The 17,523-nt window shown below is 62.0% G+C and carries 10 protein-coding genes; 6 read left to right on the top strand and 4 right to left on the bottom strand.

The genetic code is table 11. The features are described 5' to 3' along the window. Positions 1 to 27 precede the first annotated feature (27 nt). The gene (locus AC01FP_RS02995) at positions 28 to 3,309 is read left to right on the top strand and encodes a glycoside hydrolase family 15 protein (protein ID WP_474478021.1); all 3,282 of its coding nucleotides are present in this window, start codon (positions 28 to 30) and stop codon (positions 3,307 to 3,309) included. Here the strand turns inward: AC01FP_RS02995 and AC01FP_RS02990 are convergent. Continuing rightward, on the bottom strand, positions 3,306 to 4,298 hold the full coding sequence (locus AC01FP_RS02990; RefSeq protein WP_474478018.1) for a Gfo/Idh/MocA family oxidoreductase: 993 nt from the start codon (positions 4,296 to 4,298) through the stop codon (positions 3,306 to 3,308). The genes AC01FP_RS02995 and AC01FP_RS02990 overlap by 4 nt on opposite strands. Positions 4,299 to 4,353: 55 nt before the next feature. Next, positions 4,354 to 5,655, bottom strand: a complete 1,302-nt coding sequence (locus tag AC01FP_RS02985; protein WP_474478194.1) for a hemolysin family protein — start codon at positions 5,653 to 5,655, stop codon at positions 4,354 to 4,356. Between the two features lie 648 nt (positions 5,656 to 6,303). Here AC01FP_RS02985 and AC01FP_RS02980 point away from each other — a divergent pair. From AC01FP_RS02980 to AC01FP_RS02960, 5 genes are all read left to right on the top strand, one after another. Next, complete coding sequence (locus tag AC01FP_RS02980) at positions 6,304 to 6,639, top strand: hypothetical protein (protein ID WP_474478016.1); 336 nt, start codon at positions 6,304 to 6,306, stop codon at positions 6,637 to 6,639. A gap of 57 nt (positions 6,640 to 6,696) precedes the next feature. Next, complete coding sequence (locus AC01FP_RS02975) at positions 6,697 to 8,025, top strand: Fic family protein (RefSeq protein ID WP_474478013.1); 1,329 nt, start codon at positions 6,697 to 6,699, stop codon at positions 8,023 to 8,025. Positions 8,026 to 8,078: 53 nt separating this feature from the next. Continuing rightward, positions 8,079 to 8,378: a hypothetical protein gene (locus AC01FP_RS02970; RefSeq protein WP_474478010.1), complete on the top strand. Its 300-nt coding sequence runs from the start codon at positions 8,079 to 8,081 to the stop codon at positions 8,376 to 8,378. A gap of 339 nt (positions 8,379 to 8,717) precedes the next feature. Continuing rightward, positions 8,718 to 8,927 (top strand): addiction module protein, encoded by a 210-nt coding sequence (locus tag AC01FP_RS02965; RefSeq protein WP_474478007.1) that lies wholly within the window; start codon positions 8,718 to 8,720, stop codon positions 8,925 to 8,927. A gap of 2 nt (positions 8,928 to 8,929) precedes the next feature. After that, positions 8,930 to 9,160, top strand: a complete 231-nt coding sequence (locus AC01FP_RS02960) for a hypothetical protein (protein ID WP_474478004.1) — start codon at positions 8,930 to 8,932, stop codon at positions 9,158 to 9,160. 433 nt (positions 9,161 to 9,593) lie between these two features. Here the strand turns inward: AC01FP_RS02960 and AC01FP_RS02955 are convergent, their stop codons facing one another. Together AC01FP_RS02955 and AC01FP_RS02950 are read right to left on the bottom strand one after the other, a co-directional pair. Then, positions 9,594 to 11,807 carry a 3'-5' exonuclease gene (locus AC01FP_RS02955; RefSeq protein WP_474478001.1) on the bottom strand — a complete coding sequence of 738 codons (2,214 nt, stop codon included), beginning with the start codon at positions 11,805 to 11,807 and terminating at the stop codon, positions 9,594 to 9,596. Next, positions 11,804 to 17,488 carry a DUF1998 domain-containing protein gene (locus AC01FP_RS02950; protein WP_474477998.1) on the bottom strand — a complete coding sequence of 1,895 codons (5,685 nt, stop codon included), beginning with the start codon at positions 17,486 to 17,488 and terminating at the stop codon, positions 11,804 to 11,806. The genes AC01FP_RS02955 and AC01FP_RS02950 overlap by 4 nt, the downstream gene beginning before the upstream one ends. Between the last annotated feature and the right edge of the window lie 35 nt (positions 17,489 to 17,523).

The raw sequence follows: 17,523 nt of genomic DNA, 5'->3' as shown, positions 1-17,523 counted from the left end.
TGGCCTACCACTGGCATAGGGACATCCATGGCGCAATCCCTGCCACTGAACAATCCGGCCCATTCGCCGGAACCCACCGTTTCAGCCGCCTTGGATCCGGCTCAGGCCTGGGCCCTGCTGCAAGACCTGGACAGTCAGATTGATCGGGTGGTGTTGAGCCGCCAGCACCCGATTACGGGACTGCTGCCCGCCAGCACCGCCCATACCGTGCACGGCAACTACGCAGACGCCTGGGTGCGCGACTGCGTTTATTCAATCCAATGCGTCTGGGGACTTGCCCTGGCCCATCGCCGCCTGCGGGGGGCCAGTCGCCGCGTATACGAGCTTGAAGCGAGGGTGCTGCAACTGATGCGCGGCCTGCTCAACGCCATGCTGCGCCAGGCCCCGAAGGTGGAGCGCTTTAAGCACAGCCTGCATCGCCTGCATGCCATCCACGCCAAGTTCGACACGGCCACTGGCGCTGCGGTGGTGGCCGATGACGGCTGGGGGCATCTGCAACTCGATGCCACTGCGCTGTTTCTGCTCCAACTCGCCCAGCTGACCCGATCGGGCCTGGTGGTGGTGCAAAGCAGCCACGAGCGCGACTTCGTGCAAAACCTGGCGTACTACGTGGCCCGCGCCTACCGCGTAGCCGACTACGGAATTTGGGAAAGGGGCGACAAAGGCAACCACGGCCTCCCAGAACGGAACGCCAGCTCGATTGGCCTGGTCAAGGCCGCTCTGGAATCCCTGGAGGGACTCGATCTCTACGGACCCCACGGTGATGGCCGCAGCTGTCTGGTGATCCCCCACGACGCCATCGTGCGGCTGCGCCGGGCCCTAGACGCCCTGCTGCCGAGGGAATCAGCGAGCAAGGAAGTCGATAGCGCCTGCCTAGCGGTGATCGGCTACCCCGCCTGGGCCGTGGACGACCCAGTGCTGCGGCAGCGCACCCGCGCCAAGATTCGCGCCGAGCTGGGTGGGGCCTATGGATATAAGCGCTTCCGCCGCGATGGCCACCAAACTGTGGTCGAAGACCACACCCGCTTGCACTACGAAAGGGAGGAACTGGCTCAGTTTCAGCACATCGAATGCGAATGGCCCTTGTTCTGGGCCTACGAACTGATCACGGCCTGCTGCGAGGAGCGCTGGGAGGAGGCCCGCAAGTGGCGCCAGCGGCTGCATGAAGTGAGCTTGGAGCAGACAGAGGGCGCCCTGCTGCCCGAGCTCTACCTGGTGCCCGCAGAGGCAATCGAGGCCGAACGGCGCCAGCCCGGCAGCCAGCTCCGGCTGGCAAACCCCAACGTGCCCTTGCTGTGGACCCAGAGCCTCACCTGGCTCTCCGACCTGTTGCTGGCCGGATTAATCAGTCCAGACGATCTCGATCCAACCGGGCGACGCCGGCCCAGCACTCTCGGCGCTGACCTGGTGCTCGTGGCTCTAGTGCCAGCCAATGCGGCTATCGCGGCCAGTCTGAATGCGGCTGGGCTACCCCTGGCCCATGGCGCCAGCAGCAACCCAGACAACAGCAGTCCGCCGATCCGCATCGCCAGCTCCCAGGAGCTAGCCCAGCGCATGGCCCAGGTGGGTGCCAACCCCGCCCTCGGCCTCAGCGGCCATCCACCGGTGCGGATGGAAACCATGGCCACGGCTCGCCTTTACCGGCAGGGAAGCAGCTGTTTTGCCTTTTTCCCAGCCGTGCTTGATGAAGACACCTTCTACCTAGCAGACGACCCTGAGCAGCTCGTCGACGCGGTGACCGCCGAGCTGCGCCTTCTGCAGCGCCACTGGCGGGGCAGCGGCTCGCCACTGCTGCTGTTGCCGGTCGCTGAGGGAGCTTTTCGGGCAAACCCAGATGCCTTTTTACGGCTGGGGCAGCAGTTGCAGGCAGGCCTGCTGGACGGTGTCCCCGTGCGGCTTGCACCTTTGGCAGAACTCATCGACCAGGGCAGCTGGGTAGAGCTGCCTGCCCAAGCGCCAGGGGCCGTGCTTCTACCGCCTGCGCCCATACCCACCCCGTTGCGGGCTGGCACCAGCCAGGCCCCCCTTAGCGCCAAGGAGGAGCAAGAGCTTGAACGGGAGGACATCAGCATTGGCGAACTCGCCGATCGGCTCTGGCGCAGCTCCTCCCTGGAAGAGCAGGGCGAGGTGCTGGAGCAGCTGGTGCGGCGCCTAGGACCCGACTCCCGGCTGCAGGGACCGGCCGGCAGCCAGCCGGTGCGCCTGCATGACCTGCTGGAGGAGGTCTACCGCCGCGCCCTGGCCGAAGCCGACTGGAACGTGGTGCGGCGGGTGGCTGGCGCCCTCGATCTGGTCCATCCCCAGCTGGAAGATGCCCTCACCGACCTGCTGGTGCGCCAGAAGCAGGTGGTAGTGGGACGTAATTACACAAGCGATTCGCGCATCAGCGAGCCCCAGGGCAGCGCCAGCATCGCCGCCATGATCCGCCGCTTCAGCGGTGAAGACTGCCGCGAGTGGATGCTTCAGCAGGAACTGCTACTTGCCCTCGACAGCCTGGCCCGCCATGAGCCGGCCCTGCTGAGCGGCAGTCTCACCCTGCAATTGGGTCAGCTGCTGCTACTGCTCACCGGCGAACTGGCCAGCGCAGCCGCGCTCAACCCCATTGACGCCTTCGAAGCCCTTTGCGCTCAGCCGCCCCACGCCATCCAGCGCCGGCTGCGGGCCGTGCTGGCTGACCTTGAGCACGCCAAGGCCTCACTGCAGCGCCAGGAGCAACTGCATGTGAGCGGCCGGGTGCGTTGGGACGTGCCCGATCCCCTGACGGAGCTTCCCAAGGGCGGCTGCTGGCTACAACATCGGCTGCGGCTCGGGGCCTTGGGGCGAGTCCCCCGCGATTTCTATCCGGGCATCTGGGACCTGCTGCACCATTGCCGCGGCATTGTCATCGGCGACAAGCTGGATAAGCGCAATCGCCTAGATAGCGGACCCCTATTGAGCGAAAAAACACCGGGCGAGCGCAACTTTGCTGCCCTCGTAGATCACCTGCTCAGCAAGATCGAAGCCCCGGATTATCGCCAACTGTGCACGGAAACCCTGCTCACCCTGATCACCTTTATGGGTGCCAATCCCGAGGTGATATTTGACGACGACTTGGTGTTGGACGTGGTGATCGGTCACGCCGTGCGGGTTGGCTGGCAACAACGCCACCCCAATATTCCTGAGTCCCAGTACGGTTTGCATAAAGCAGATGCCTGGGATCATTTTTATCTGGCATCTCCGGCGGCTTGCCGCCGCTGGCAGCTGGCAGCCCTGCGCCAGCTCACAAGCCAAAAGCTAGCTGCTAATTCAAGACAAATTTCGATAAGCTAGATCGGCGCCTTCAGGCTCATGCAGAGATCGGGCTGCTCGACGCACTGCTCGATCAGGTCGGCCAGCTGCAAAGCCCGGGAAGCTTGCAAGCCATCTACCGCCGGGGTCTCGACACCCCGCACGCACTGGAGAAAATGTTCGAGTTCAGCGTATAGGGGCTCGATGGAAGTAGTGCTCACCTCCTCGATGACCCCATCGGATCGATACACCAGTTCCCCATGGTCTGCACTCACCGACTCATTGGCGCGGCGATGAATGTGCAGGGTGCGATTGAGAAAATCCGTCTCCACCAAGCTGCCGCGGCAGTGAGCACTGAGGCTGCGGATCTTGCGATGGGCCATCTTGCTGGCCGTCAGGCTGGCCACTACACCATTGGCAAAAGCCAGGGTGGCGTTGACGTAGTCGATTGGCCCCTCCGCACTGCGACCGCCGGCCGCCGCCAAGCGAATCACCGGAGCCCTGGCTAGCTCGAGCACAAGGTCGATGTCGTGAATCATCAGGTCGAGCACCACCGAAACATCGTTGGCGCGGTCCGGGTTGGGGCTGTGGCGGCGGGCTTCAAGCACCACCACCTCCTCATTGGCCACCACCTTGACTAACTCCCGGAAGGCGGGATTAAAGCGCTCAATGTGACCCACCTGCAGTAGGCGACCGGCCTGCTCTGCAGCATGGATCAGCTCAGCCGCCTCCTCCTGACTGGCGGCGATCGGCTTCTCGATCAGCACATGCACCCCGGCCTTCAGGCAGGCCAGACCGACTCGGTGGTGCAGCAGGGTGGGCACGGCTATACAAACCGCGTCCACCTCGGGCAACATCGTTTCGCAAGAGGGGAACCAGCGGCAGCCGAACTGCTCAGTGGCCAGTTGTCCGCGGCCCTCGTCCGGATCAGCCACCCCCACCAGTTCGGCATCCTTGATCAGGCTCAGCACCCGGGCGTGGTGCCAGCCCATGTTGCCGATGCCGATGACACCCACGCGCACAGGGTTCAAGGCAGGGCTTCCCGACTAAGGGCATTATCGGGGGTCTAGGGGCCTTAAACGCCGTTCAACCGCCCTCAGGCCGCACCGGTTCCACGACTGGACGCTCTATCTGCACCCGCTCGATGCGCGGACCATCCATGACCAGCACCCGAAATTGGTGGCCCTTCCAGCGCAACCCTTCGCCCACCGCGGGGATGTGCTGAAGACGCTCGAGCAGGAATCCGGCCAAGGTGTGGTGTCCTTCTGCCTCTGGTAACTGCAAGGCCAGTTGCCGGTTGAGTTCGAAAATTTCCAAGTCTCCTGCCACCGACCAGCAGCCCTCACCGAGTTGCTGTAGGTCCTGGGCCGCCTCCAAGGAATCTTCTTCTTCCCCAACGATCTCGCTGGTGAGGTCGGCGACAGTGACCAGACCCTCCGTACCGCCGTGCTCGTCCACCACCACCAGCAAGGGCTGCCCACTGCGAATTAGCGGCAGGAGCTCGGCCAGGGAACTGCTCTCCTGCACCAGCGCCACGGGGGTGATGTAAGGAGCCAGGGGAGTGTCGGCGCTGAGCAAGCCCCTGGCAATGGGATCAGCAAGACGCCGCAGGTCAAGCACGCCACGCACGTCGTCAAGGGAGCTGCCGATCACCGGGAAGCGGGCGTGAGCAGTGTCGTGGACCTCGCGCATCAGCTCGGCAAAACTCACCTCCAGCGGCAGAGTGACCATGCCGGATCGGGGCACCATCACCTCCCGCACCAGGGTGTCCCGCAGCGAAAAAACCCCCTCAAGGATGTTGCGTTCGTCGGGCATCAGACCGGTGACGTTGCCGGTTTCGATCAGGGTTTCCAGCTCGCCGGCTGACAAGGCCGGCACCAGCTCATCCCAGTTGCGGGGCAAACCCAGCAGGCGCAGCAGCACCCCGCTGCAGCGCTCTATCAATGAAAGCAAGGGGGCCAGGTTTCGACTCACCGCAGCCAGCAACGGCGCCAATCGCAAAGCCGAGCTTTCAGGCCGATGCAACACCCAAGCCTTGGGGAGCAAGCCTCCCAACACGGTGGCTAGTAACACCAGCACCAGAAAAATGCCGGCATCTAGCAAACCCTGGGGAATGGCTCCAGGGTTGGCTGCTAGGGCCCCGCCCAGCTGTTCAGCTAAGCCGCGGCCAGCCCAGCCCATTGCCACTAACGCGAGTGCCGTACCCAGCTGGGTAGCCACCAGCACGCGCCGGAGCCGGTGTTGCAGCTTGGCAACGGCCTGAGCACCGGGCTCGCCAGCCTCCAGCAGTTGCTGCACCCGGCTCGGCCGCAGGCGGATCAGGGCGAATTCCCCAGCGGCAAAAAAAGCAAGCAGGGCCAGCAGAACGGCCAGCGCCAGGACTTGGATCACGGCCAGCCCCTGCCAGGGAACCTATTAATAATCTGACCATAGGGGCTGAAAGGGCATTCAGACCTCTGGAATTGATTGAACAAATTGAAATGGGGGTCCCGAGGATCGAACTCGGCTAAGGCGAATTATGAGTCTGTCTGAAGGCCATGCACAGCAAGGGATCTCGCGAGTGTTGTGCCTAGGCAATGCCTAACGGCGGTCGCAGCTGTTCCTATTAGTTCCGCTTGATGGCTTCCAAAACACGCTTGTCTCATGGATGCGAATCCACAAGTAGCGGGCTGACTGAGCGCCTCTCTCCACCTCACACCAGCAATGGTGTACACGCCTGGGGGCCAAACGGGAGATTCCCGCTACAAGTCGTCTAAAATGAACCTCATTGATACCGGATGCGGCTCAACCGGCAACCACGGGCATGTCCACCAAGAGCGCGCGAGCCGAGAGCCACACCCCCACGTCCAAGTAAAGGGCCCCTCATTCCGGGTCCACCCTTACGAGCCAACACGGTGCGGCAATCGCGCTCGCTGAGGCCAGCATTGGGAGGGCGCTGTCCTCAGCACTCGGGGCGAACTTCACCAGGGGCTTGGCCGCCCTGCAAACGATGAGCCCCTTTCTGGAGTCGGAGAGGGAGCGATGGAAGGTCTGCGGATGCAGTCCATTCGCTTCGACAGCGCCACACTGATCGGTACCGAGTCGCTTCGCCGGATGGCGGAAGATTGCGCTCCGCGTTTCTCTTCCTTGGATATAGGCCTGGGCTCCGATGCCATCGGCGTCCTTGGTTCAATCGGCAACCTCAGTGCCTTCGGCGATCTGCCCGCTGAGATGCGGATCCCTGTGGTGGTGCAGGAATCGGGTGTCGGCAGCAGGGCCACCCGCTGGTATTCCGGCGACGGCCCGCCGCCCACGACCCTGCAGCCGGCGCCAGCGGTGGGGGACTTTTATCTGGACCGGCTGAGCGGGCAGGTCTACGAGCTGGCGGCCTAACCAGACGGAACGCCAAGCCATCTTCTAATTTGAACCTAATTTGAAGTTCGTGAGCACTTGCCCACCCGGCTGCCCCGCAAGCCCCCTTCTCTCCAGGAGCTGCTGGAGCTCTGCGGAGGACCTCAGGAGGCGCTGCCGCTGCTATCCCGCCTGGCCTCTACAGCGGAAGCAGGGGATCGTTATCTGCACTGGGATGAGCTGCGCTATCGCACGCCGCCGAAGGGGCTGAGCCATGAGCAGTGGTGGCTGGCAGAAAAGCTTTCCCGTCGCCCCACTCTTCTGCCCCTCCAGGCGAACGACTGCAGTGCCTTCTGGTTTTCGCAGCCGCCTGTACTGCTCCAGGGGCTGCATCAGATCGATATGCAGGCCGGTGCCAGCGTGGTGGCACCGGAGGCTGTCACCACCCGCTCCACCCGGGATCGCTATCTGCTGAGTTCGCTGATGGAGGAGGCGATCACCTCCTCGCAGATGGAAGGCGCCGCCACGACGCGTGATGTGGCCAAAGCGATGATCCGCAGCCGCAGGCGGCCTCGCGATCGTTCCGAGCGGATGATCCTGAATAACTTCCTGACGATGCAGCGCATCCGGGAGCTGCGGAAGCAGCCGCTGACGCCGCAACTGGTGCTGGATCTGCACCGGCTGGTGACTGAAGGCACGCTGGATGACCCTGCCGATGCCGGCCGGCTGCGCCCACCCGGCAAGGAGGTGGTGGTGGATGACCTCTACGGAACCGTGTTTCATGTGCCACCCCCAGCGCAGGAGCTGCCGCAGCGGCTGGAGGCGCTGTGCCTGTTTGCGAACGGCGAGACCCCGCAGGTGTTCATCCACCCGGTGCTGCGGGCCATCGCCCTGCACTTCTGGCTGGCCTACGACCACCCCTTCTGCGACGGCAATGGCCGAACGGCCAGGGCGCTCTTTTATTGGGCGATGCTCAATCAGGGCTATTGGCTGTTTGAGTTCATCTCGATCTCCTCGGTGATCAACCAGGCCAGAGGGCAGTACGAGCGATCGTTTCTGCTCAGCGAGAGCGACGACAACGACCTCACCTATTTCCTGCTGGCCCAGGTGAAGGTGATCCAGCAGGCCATCAGCAGCCTGCACGCCTATCTGGAGCGCAAGGCCGACGAGGTCGGGACGCTTCAACAGCGGCTTGAAGGAATGGAGGGCATCAATCATCGACAACTGGCCTTGCTGCGGCATGCGCTGAGGCATTCCGGCTTCCGCTATTCGGTGCTCTCCCACCAGAACAGCCATGGGATCAGTCATCAGACCGCCCGAAGTGACCTGCAAAAGCTGGCTGCCCGTGAGCTTCTGATTCCGGGCAAGGACGGAAGACGAGAAGTCTTCCGAGTGCCGGAGGATCTTCCCTCGCGCCTGCCCGCCTGATCTGGCCGTGTATCGGGTGATGGCAAGAGGCAGTGAATGCCGCTGCCTGAACCATGCCACCCCTGGCGGTCTCGATCGCCAGTCCCCAGGCCCTGAGTATCAGCCGGGTCGATGCCGTGCTCAGCGGCGGCACAAGCCCAAGCGCCAGCTTCTCGCTGAGCCATGGCGCTGATGTCTCCGCTGCTGGCACTGCCGTCGCAACGGATCCACTCAGCGTCACAAGCACCACCGCCGGCAACGCGATCACCAACTTTGCGATACCCGACATCCCCGCGGGTCACTGGCTGTGGCTGCAGCTCACCGCCGTCAGCGGTTCACCCCAGGCCCTGACGGTTTCGATCGAGCTGCAGTGAAATCTCCTACTTCCCGGAAGGAAGGGCAGAAGGCTGGGCCGGGCTTGGGAAAGCCGGGGCGCGAAACTGCACGCGCCCGGCGTCGCCGGTCTTCTTCAGCAGGTCGCTCTGGGGGGGAGCGCTGGCAGCCATCTGGGGACGGCAGAGAACCCCACCCCCAACGGCCAGCCGCAGGGATGTGACAGGGACGCCCCAACGGGGCGCATGGCTAGATCCTTGACGCAGCGCCAGGACTGGACGAGGGATTTAGGTGGGTGTTTGACGGACTGGTGGCGACTCGCCCTATTGCTCCCGCTACGGTTGAGAGGTCCCAGCCACCCGGTTTTGCCGGCACGGCCTGTGGTTAATGACCTTCTGACCCTGCCTTTGGTACAACGGCTGGAGCTGGTCCAGACCCTCTGGGACTCGATTGCCGCCGAGCAGATCGGCCCTGAGCTCACAGACGCCGATCAACAGCTGATCGATCAGCGGTTGGAGAGCTTCCTTACAGACAGCGACACCGGCCTCGATGCCGATGCGGTGCTCGCTGCCATAGAGCAGTCGCTCTGAGCATGTTGCTGCGGCTCCGCCCAGAAGCCCGGGACGATCTCTATGCGGCGGCCCGCTGGTACGAAGCCCAGGAGATTGGCCTGGGACGGCAATTTCTTACAGAGGTGCGTCTGGCTTTTGAGCGCATCCGCTCCAACCCTGTGGCGTATCCCGTCGTTTATAGGGGAACGCACCGTGCCCTGATCGGCCGTTTCCCCTACGGCGTCAGCGCTCAAGGGCCTAATCCCAGCTGAGCAAGAAACGTGGTGATAGAGCAACTGGTACTGGACCCGCGCTGCAAGCTGTTTGCGGTCCAGGTTGCTCATCCGTTCACCGCATTAATACCGCCAAGAGCCATCACTACAGGTGGCTGGATTGGCTTGAGCTGCAGGGCGGTGGCTTCTAGAAAAGCCACAAGGATTGTGATCAGCAGGATGTAGTCGCGCAGGAGAAATCGAGGATCAGCGGCTCATTATCTATCACAGGTGGCAAGCCTTAGATCTTGCGGCGCAGCAGCTTGTTCGGCTGGCGGCCGAATGTATATAGGACTTCATCGGCTAAATCCTGGCCACTGGCACAGACCGACTCGGTTTGATCGCTCATTGAAGGCAACTTAAGCGATCTACGAAGTGACAACCAAATAGCTAATGAATCCGCTTAGATTAGCCATTCTTTGAGATCACAGACTCAGCTTGTACCGATATTGGAACTACCAATAAACGGTGACGGCTTGCCGCTATAGCTAATCACGACGCGTTTTTTGGCGCGGGTAGCCGCTACGTGCAGTAATGAGCGTTCCTGTTTTTCAAATAGCTCGCGAGAGAGCTGGTCTGGGCGCTGCTCAAGTTCAAAGCGAAATGGCATCTGAGCTACATCAAGCCCGGGGATGAACACCTGATCAAATTCCAGTCCCTTGACCCTGTGCATGGTGGCTAGCCGTAGGGCGGGGTCACTGGGATCATCTGATTCATCTTTTTGGATAATCCTGGTTGAAAATCCTTCTTGCTTTAAGGCGTGGTTGAGTTTCTCAACCCCACTCTTGGTGCGAGCGATGACGCATGTGGCAGCTAGGCCCCCCTGCTCCTGCTGGATCTGACGCAAGGTTGCAGCCAAGAACTGTTGTTCTTCTGCAGGGTCTACAAATGCCTTGATCAGCGGTTGATCACCATGCAGCAGTGATCGATAGTCGGTGGCTGGATCCAGGCCTCCATCGAGGTCGTCGAAATCGAGACCATGCAACACTGCCGTCGCCCAGGCACGGGTTTCCTCTGTGGTGCGGTAATTGATCCGCAGCTTGCGTGAGCGACCGCGGATCTCAATACCGCAGCGGCTAAGCACCACAGGCTTTCCATAGATGCGCTGATGGGGATCGCCAACGATGAACAGATCATTGGCATGCGCTCCACCGACGATTGTGCGTAACAGTGAAAAGCCCGCAACATCAAGATCTTGTGCTTCATCAACTACCACAGATGTATAGCGGGCATCTAGAGCTGATTTCTCAATCAGATCAGTAGCCGCTTGTTTGGCTTCCTCTGGCTCCCACAGACCTCTTTGGCGTAGCTCCATGCGCATTGCATCAAAGACGGGCCAGATCTGGGCCCGGTTTTGGCGTGTGAGACGGGTGCCCCGGCCCACTCGGCGAGCGGCGAGATATTCCGGCTGGGTGCGGCAGCCATTGGCAAGCACCACCTCTTTCCACTCCTCTTCATAGAAGCGTTGGTCAAGGCCCAGAGAGGTATCTGCAATAGCCATTGCCAAATCCCAGCAAGCCTTACGGGCGTTCTCATCGAATACCCGAACCGGCAGCCCCTGGCCTTTGAGGAAAGTGGAGACCCAGCCATCGAGATGGATCACTTCAATCCGTTGTAGCTCTGCGGGACTACAGATCTTGGTCAGGCTGCTGCGGATGTCGGTGGCCAGGTTACGGGTGTAGGTCGTAAACAGGATCCGGCCACTTGTTTCCGATTTGTTTAGTTGCTGGGCAAGCCAGCGCGCCCGGTGCATGGCCACCACGGTTTTGCCGGTACCCGCTCCGCCAAGAACACGGACGGGTCCACTCCATTCGCGTTCCACCAGGCGGCGCTGGCTGGGGTGAAGGAATACCCGCCACTGTTCCAGCGGTGCAGCCAGCATCGCTTCCAGCTCATCGTCATCGGTGATGACCAGGAACTCGGCCTTGCTCTCCGGGGTCTCCAGCGCGGCGGCCAGATCATCGGGATCGATGTGATCAGGGCGTTGCCGCTCCAGCTCCTCGATCACAGCTTCAATCGGCCGGCCCTCTGCCAGCAGGATCAAGCCATCAACGCAGTCCTTTGGTACCCACTGGATTAGGCGACTGAGACTCTCATCGCTGCAAACCGCACGTACTGCTGGCAGTAGGGCTTCCGGAACACCGAGAAGCATCAGTTGGTCGTTGTCGCAATGGGCAAACAGGGAAGGTGGACTGTTAGCGGCCGCTGTCGTGCCTGTCGCTGGTTTTGGCGTAGATCCGTTCTGGGCTAGGGCCTCACTCACGGCTGCTGCAATGGCATCGCCCACCGCTACCTCAGCTGCTTCTACATCCACTACCTGCAGGGCACCGTTGACCCGGTTGACATGGCAGGTGCGGCGCCGAGCCCACTGATAAGCATCGTCGTGTTTGTCGATCCAAAGCAGCACGTAGGTGTCGCCCTCCTCTGGGGCGCGCACGATGCAGCGAATGTCCTGATCAACCCTCAGCGATCGGATCATGGGATCCTTGCCGCCTTCTATGCGCTCGTAATTGAGACCAGTACTGCGAGGGTTGTCGCGAAACTTGGAAACAAAGGAAGCGGCCTTGCTGCGCCCCTTTTCAGGCAGCTTGTTGAGCGCCTTGAGGAAGTCGCTGGAGAGGGCAACGGTGAGGCGGGGCTCGCTCATGGGATGGGCGCGGTGGCTGGTGTTTGCAAGGCGTCGATGATGCGGGCGGCAGTTATGTCAACGGCGTTGTTGTCGGGGGGATCATCGATGGTCCAGCAACGCCAACCTGCAGCTTCAAAGCAGGGACGTTGATCCGCATCCAGGATCACCGTCAGCTGCTGATCCGGCCAGGCCAATTCGGCTTCCGCTAAGACTTCTCCCTTCGGACCCTCCAGTTCGTAGCCCAGTTCCGGCAGCGATAGAGCGTTTTTGAAGATGACTGGTTGCAGGGCGCTGAGCAACGACTGGCAGGAGGGATGGGCGAACCTGATCAATTCCTGCCAGGCGATGGCCTCCTGTGGCTGGGCCGTTGGATTCTGTGCCGCAGCAGCGGCGGAAACCCCTTGCACCCAGACCTCGTAGGGCTCAAGGGAAGGCGATTGCTCTGCTCCACCCCACCCTGGCGTAGAGATCAGCCCATGGGGGATGAACTGGAACAGGTTTGCTTGGCGCAGCCATTCACGCCAGGTGGCTTGTTGCTGCTGGTCGTTGCCTGCCGCATCTGGCTCGAAATGGATGACGCGAAAGCTGGCGGCGGGGTGCAGGTGCTTATGCAGCTCAAGGTCTGCAAGGTTTAGGGCCCTTAGGCCTGGTGCTATTTCCAGCTGCTGCCCCATGCACTTGCCGGTCGCTGACACCCGCCATTCCTCGATGTGGGGCTGGAGCAGCAACTCCTCGATCGCTTGAGTCAGGTCAGGGGCTGAAATCAAGGATGGTGTGATTTGGGCCTGGGCGAACTGCTGGGCCAGACCTTGCCACCAGGCCTCGCTGGGATGGAGCAAGTAAGCCATCAGTAACTCCAGGCTGCTGGCCAGCTGGGCTTGGCGTGCTGCCAGCGTTGGAGGGGGCGGTGTCACCTGGTTAGTGGTGTTTTCAGGCCACCAGCGTCTGAACAGCTCCGGCCGGTCGATGAAGGCTGGCACCACGCCCAGTTGCAGCCCATTGGGCACCAGGGGGTTCTGGGCGCTCGGGGGCTTCTCAACAACGTCATCCCAACTCAAGCCCCAAAACAGATAGCGGCCACTGCGTTGCAGCGCCATCCGCTGCTGGGCATCAGTGGCCAGGCGGCCGCGGTGGTATTCCCAACCATCGGTATAGATCGCGATTGGCTTGCCGCCGGCGGTGGGGGTCAGTAGGAAATCAGCCCGGGAGAACACCCCAACCCCTTCGCTATCGCCAATCGGCACCTGCTGCTCCAGCTTCCAGCTGACGCTGTGATTGGCAGTGCTCAGTGTGAGCAAAAAGCCTTTGCGGCCATGGATCACGTCGTCGCGCAGGGAGGCCTTGGCGCCTTCGGGTAGGCCTTTGCCCTCGCGCAGTTTTTCGAGGAAGCGCAGCTCGAGTTCACTTTCAGCGCGCGTGTTGATGCTCACCTCCGAGAGGCTGCGCTCACTGGGCTGGAGCTCTGACCAACGCTTGAGGATGGTCTGCAGCTGCTCGATGGCGCGCAGTTTGCTGGTGTGCTCGCGATTAAACCGCTCGCGATAGCGAAAGATGCAGCGGTAGCAGCCATCGCTGCAGGCGCAGCTCTGTAGAGACTGGAGCGAGCGCTGGAACACCTCCTTGAGATCTTCGCCGCCGCGATCCATCAACTGGCGCACATACCCGGTGCCACCCGGCACCGAATCAAACAGATAGAGAAAAGTTTTGCGCTGGCGGCTGCCGGGCTGGGGCTCCTCTGCCAAGGCCGAGTGGAGGTGATCTACCTTGCCGCCAAAGCGCTGCTTTAGACCCAGGTGTAGGGCACCGATGAAGGAGGGCTGGCCGGAGTCATCCCAGAAGCTGGCACCAGGCAATAGGAAACGCAGTGCTTCTGAGCGGAACTCCCGATACATGAACAGCAGCTGCCGCAGCTGGGCGTCATCGGGCTTGTCGCGGTAACGGCAGCCCCAGGTGTGATTGCTGGCCTTGGCTTTGCCGTGCTGGACCTTGCCGCAGCTACGGCACAGCTCAAATCCACGCACCTTCAGGTTTTTACCGGCAATGGTGTGGTTCTGGCCGACGGCGGCCTGCTCACCGAAGTTGATTTCGCGGAAGGTGGAGCTGGCTAGATACTCCACACCAAAGGGAAACTCCTCATCCTCGATTGCCAGTGAGATCTCGCGGCGATTGAGATCGGGAAGGATCAACAGTTCCCGCAAGAAAAAGAGCGGGTTGCGTTCATCGGCGTCGTCACCAAACCTGCTGCGGGCATCTTCTGTTGTGGCTTGTACCTGCTTGAGCATGGTCATCTCCTTGACCTGCCCCTGATCGGCGTAGCCGCTGTTTCCGCAGCGGGGGCATTCCTTGCGACCGAAGTCGTCGTCGGTGCCACGGCAGGCATAGGAGCAAGACGGGCAGAAACGCCAACGCTCCGGTTGATTCAGGCCCGGATCAACCTGATCAACCTTGACGCGGCGGCCCTGGGCATAGAACTGACCATCGGGAACCAGCTCGCGGATGGCCACATTGGCGGGGCGTTCATAGCTCAGCGGTGGTAGTTCCTCGCTGCGGTTTTGGCCATCACCGCGAGCAGGATTACGGCGCCACAGCACGGATTTGAGGGTGACACCCGCCTCCGGGAAGGCGTAATTGGGTAGGAAGCCCTCATCGGTGAGCATCGCCAGCAGTGGACGGGCATCGAGTGCCTTGCGCAACAGGCCAAAGGCCTTCATCTCCCGGTAGATCTGGTCCTTGTCTTCTTGCTGGGTTGGTGTGAGGGCATCACCCAGCTGCGAGAGCTTGTTGAAGCGCTCGCGCAGCCGCCGGGCTTCGGCGCTGAGCCGTTTGCGCTCGGCGATTAGCTCCTCGAGGCGTTGCAGCAACTCTTGGGCATAGGGCGCGCTGTAGGGGGAATCGGCAGCGGCAAGGAAAATTCGGCCTAATTCCTGGCGACTTGTTTCAGCAAGGGTGGCATCAAACAGCCCTAGAAAGCGCTTCAGCAGCTCGCCTTGATTGGCATCGCACCAGCTCAGCCAGGTGTAAGGAAAGGCAACCTTGACATTGCCGGCTCCCGATTGCTCCACCGCATCGAGTACGGCTTTGAGCTGCTTAGGCAGGGCTTGGTGATCGATGCCACTTACGACCCAGCGATCGAGGCTGTAGGCCAGTAGCTGGCGCCGCAGGATGGCGGCTGCATCGAGATAACAGCCAGGTGGATTCACCTGACCTTGCAGCATCTCGCGAGGATCCGAGAAGAAGTAAAGGTCGTGGGCGGTGCCGGTCACCAGCGTGCCGACTAGGGCGTTGCCATCGCGCCTTCCGGCGCGGCCAATGCGCTGCAGATAGTTGGCGGGCTCAGGCGGAACGGAAGCCAGCAGAACAGTAGAGAGATCGCCAATGTTGATGCCCATCTCCAGGGTGGAGGTGGCGGAGAGCAGGTTGGGATCGCTGCGGTATTCACTGCGGATGAACTGGGTTTCCAGCCGCTCGCGATCGGGGCGCGGCAGTAAGCCGGTGTGCTCACGCGCCACGATCCTGTGCACGTCGCCGCGCTCGTAGAGATGGCGGTAGAGCGGCAGGCCGCCGCGGGGATCAAGGCGATATTCGCCGCCGCAATGGCGCACTTGGCAGGGCATGCCATCCCAGAGGCTGAGCTGCTCGCTCAGTACCGCCTGGGCGTCCTGGCAGGAGCTGCAACGCAAGCGTTGGGGCTGGGCACTGATCTGAATACGGGCACGAGGAATCGCCCAGATGTGCTCGCTGCGGTTGCCTTGGATCTCCAGCAGGAGCTGCGCTTCGATCAGTGCGGCCACCACAGCCTGCAGCGCTTCTTTTTGCTGCTCAGCATCAAGTGGCGAGCTGGGTTCAAGGGTGCGCTGCAACCAGTGCTGCGCCCAGGTGGGCCGCTCGCGCTCACGCACTAGCTGCTCGAAACCACCCTTACCGCGGTGGCTGGTTGGGAAGCTGGGCCGCGCTGAGGTGGGGCCAAAGCGGGGGGTATGGGTAATTTTTTGGTTGAACACGAAGGTGTCGTTGCCACCTGAGAGCAGGTAATCGCTGCCTTTGCCGTCTTTGCCGAGCAGCTCGGGAACATCAAGGCCGCCGCGTTGGCGCCAGTGATGCAGCAGCCCGACTACCAGCTGCTGCACATGGGAGCTGCGGGCTTGACGCAGCGGCTCGATTTCGTTCTGCAGACGGCTCAGCAGGTCGGGCAGCAGGGCATTGATGGCCTGAGGATCGACTCCTGCCGCCAGCGAACCGGCCTGCTCCACCGATGAGCCCAAACGGGAGCGGTAGCCGAATTCGGCGGCCACCTCCCAGCGCAGCCGGTCACACACCAAGCGCAGCAGGGTGCTGTCCGCATCCAGGCTTGGCGTGTCCTGGTGCTGCAGGGCATCCCATTCGCGCAGCCATTCAAGGTCGTTTGGGATGAAGGTGGCAGCAAAATCCACCGGGTTGGGAAAGTGTTGCCGCCAGTCGGTGATCAGGCGCTCCTGCAGCTGATCCAGGGTGATTGGGCTGGCTAGCTCAAGCTGGGCTTGCCGCGCAGTGGTGGTGAGCGCGGTGCGGAAAGAGGTGCGGTAGGCGCGGGCGGCAATGAAGCCGGCGCGGTGGGCGGCGTCCTGCACCGAATCGCAGAAGGCCAGCAGCTTCTTGTCGCCGTTGAAGGGCGAGGCAAACAGGGCTGCACTCCAGGTGCTGGTGAGGTTCGCGGCAGAAGAACCAATCAGCAGTAAGCCTTGCTGGGCACCGCAATGGGGGCAATCACGGCTGACATGGGGATGGTTGTTGTCGTCTTGGTAGCTGCAATCGGGAATATCAACGGCCAGCAGGTTGCGGCTTTGGCAGTTGGGACAGATGCCACTAGCAACGTCTTGGCCGGGGTGGAAAGAGAGGCAGTCGCCACAAACTCGATGGCCTGCCGTGCTGGCGCCGGTTGGGAAGAGATAGCGAAGCTCCGGGGCACCAGAGAAGAAGGCTTTGTAGAAGCCCTGCAGATTGCTGCCGCGATCGAGGCAATTGCTGCCCTGGCTGATCACGGTGGAGGCCCAGGCGGTGGCACCGCAGTCGCGGCAATGGACGACCGGCAGATGGGGGCTGGCTTCTGTGCCTGACAGGTCATCGGAATGACGTAATTGGGGCACGGCTTCTACTGAGGCCACCATGCGTTTGAGCTCCCTCAGCCAGAGCTGCTGGCGCAGGTTGAGCCAGGGCACGACCACCTCTTGACCATTGAGCAAGGTGGTGCTGCGCCGGGAATGGGCCACCAAGGCAAGGAGGCTTTCAAGCAGCAATACCCGATAGGGGCGGCGGAAGCGATCACCTAAGCCCAGCTGGCGGGAGAAGCGATCAAGCAGCTCCTCGATTGAGCAGGTGCCAGCGGCCTGGCGCACCAGGTTTTGTACAGCAGGCAGGGTGCCGAGCCGTTGACCTAAAGCCTGGCGCCAGGACTCGTCGTTGACGTTGCCCTCTGGTGGCAGTGGCAGGGTGTCGCCCAGCCATAGCTGGGCCTGCAGGGCGAGGTAAGCCGCTGCGCTTTCGGCATTACTGGCATTGAGCTGGTGCTCTGTCTCCACCCCAGGCAGAGACAGGGCATAGAGCCCCTCCTCTCCATAGGCGGTGTGCGCTGTGAAGAACTCTTCTGGCTCGAGGCGTTTTTCTTCTATTAAGGAGGCTGGCTCAAAGCGGCTGGCAAATATCTGGCCGGCGTAGCTGAGCATCGCCTCACGTGATTCGGGGCCTCCGAGGGTGGCGG

The organism is Cyanobium sp. NIVA-CYA 375 (assembly GCF_056108345.1).
The sequence above is the reverse complement of the archived record's forward strand: the minus strand, read 5'-3'. Positions and strand labels throughout refer to the sequence as shown.

Bases quoted from the DNA above. Each gene is read 5' to 3' on its own strand.
- AC01FP_RS02995 (WP_474478021.1), top strand. From the start codon at position 28: ATGGCGCAATCCCTGCCACTGAACAATCCGGCCCATTCGCCGGAACCC.
- AC01FP_RS02980 (WP_474478016.1), top strand. From the start codon at position 6,304: ATGCAGTCCATTCGCTTCGACAGCGCCACACTGATCGGTACCGAGTCG.
- AC01FP_RS02970 (WP_474478010.1), top strand. From the start codon at position 8,079: ATGCCACCCCTGGCGGTCTCGATCGCCAGTCCCCAGGCCCTGAGTATC.
- AC01FP_RS02960 (WP_474478004.1), top strand. From the start codon at position 8,930: ATGTTGCTGCGGCTCCGCCCAGAAGCCCGGGACGATCTCTATGCGGCG.
- AC01FP_RS02955 (WP_474478001.1), bottom strand. From the start codon at position 11,807: ATGAGCGAGCCCCGCCTCACCGTTGCCCTCTCCAGCGACTTCCTCAAG.
- AC01FP_RS02950 (WP_474477998.1), bottom strand. From the start codon at position 17,488: ATGCTCAGCTACGCCGGCCAGATATTTGCCAGCCGCTTTGAGCCAGCC.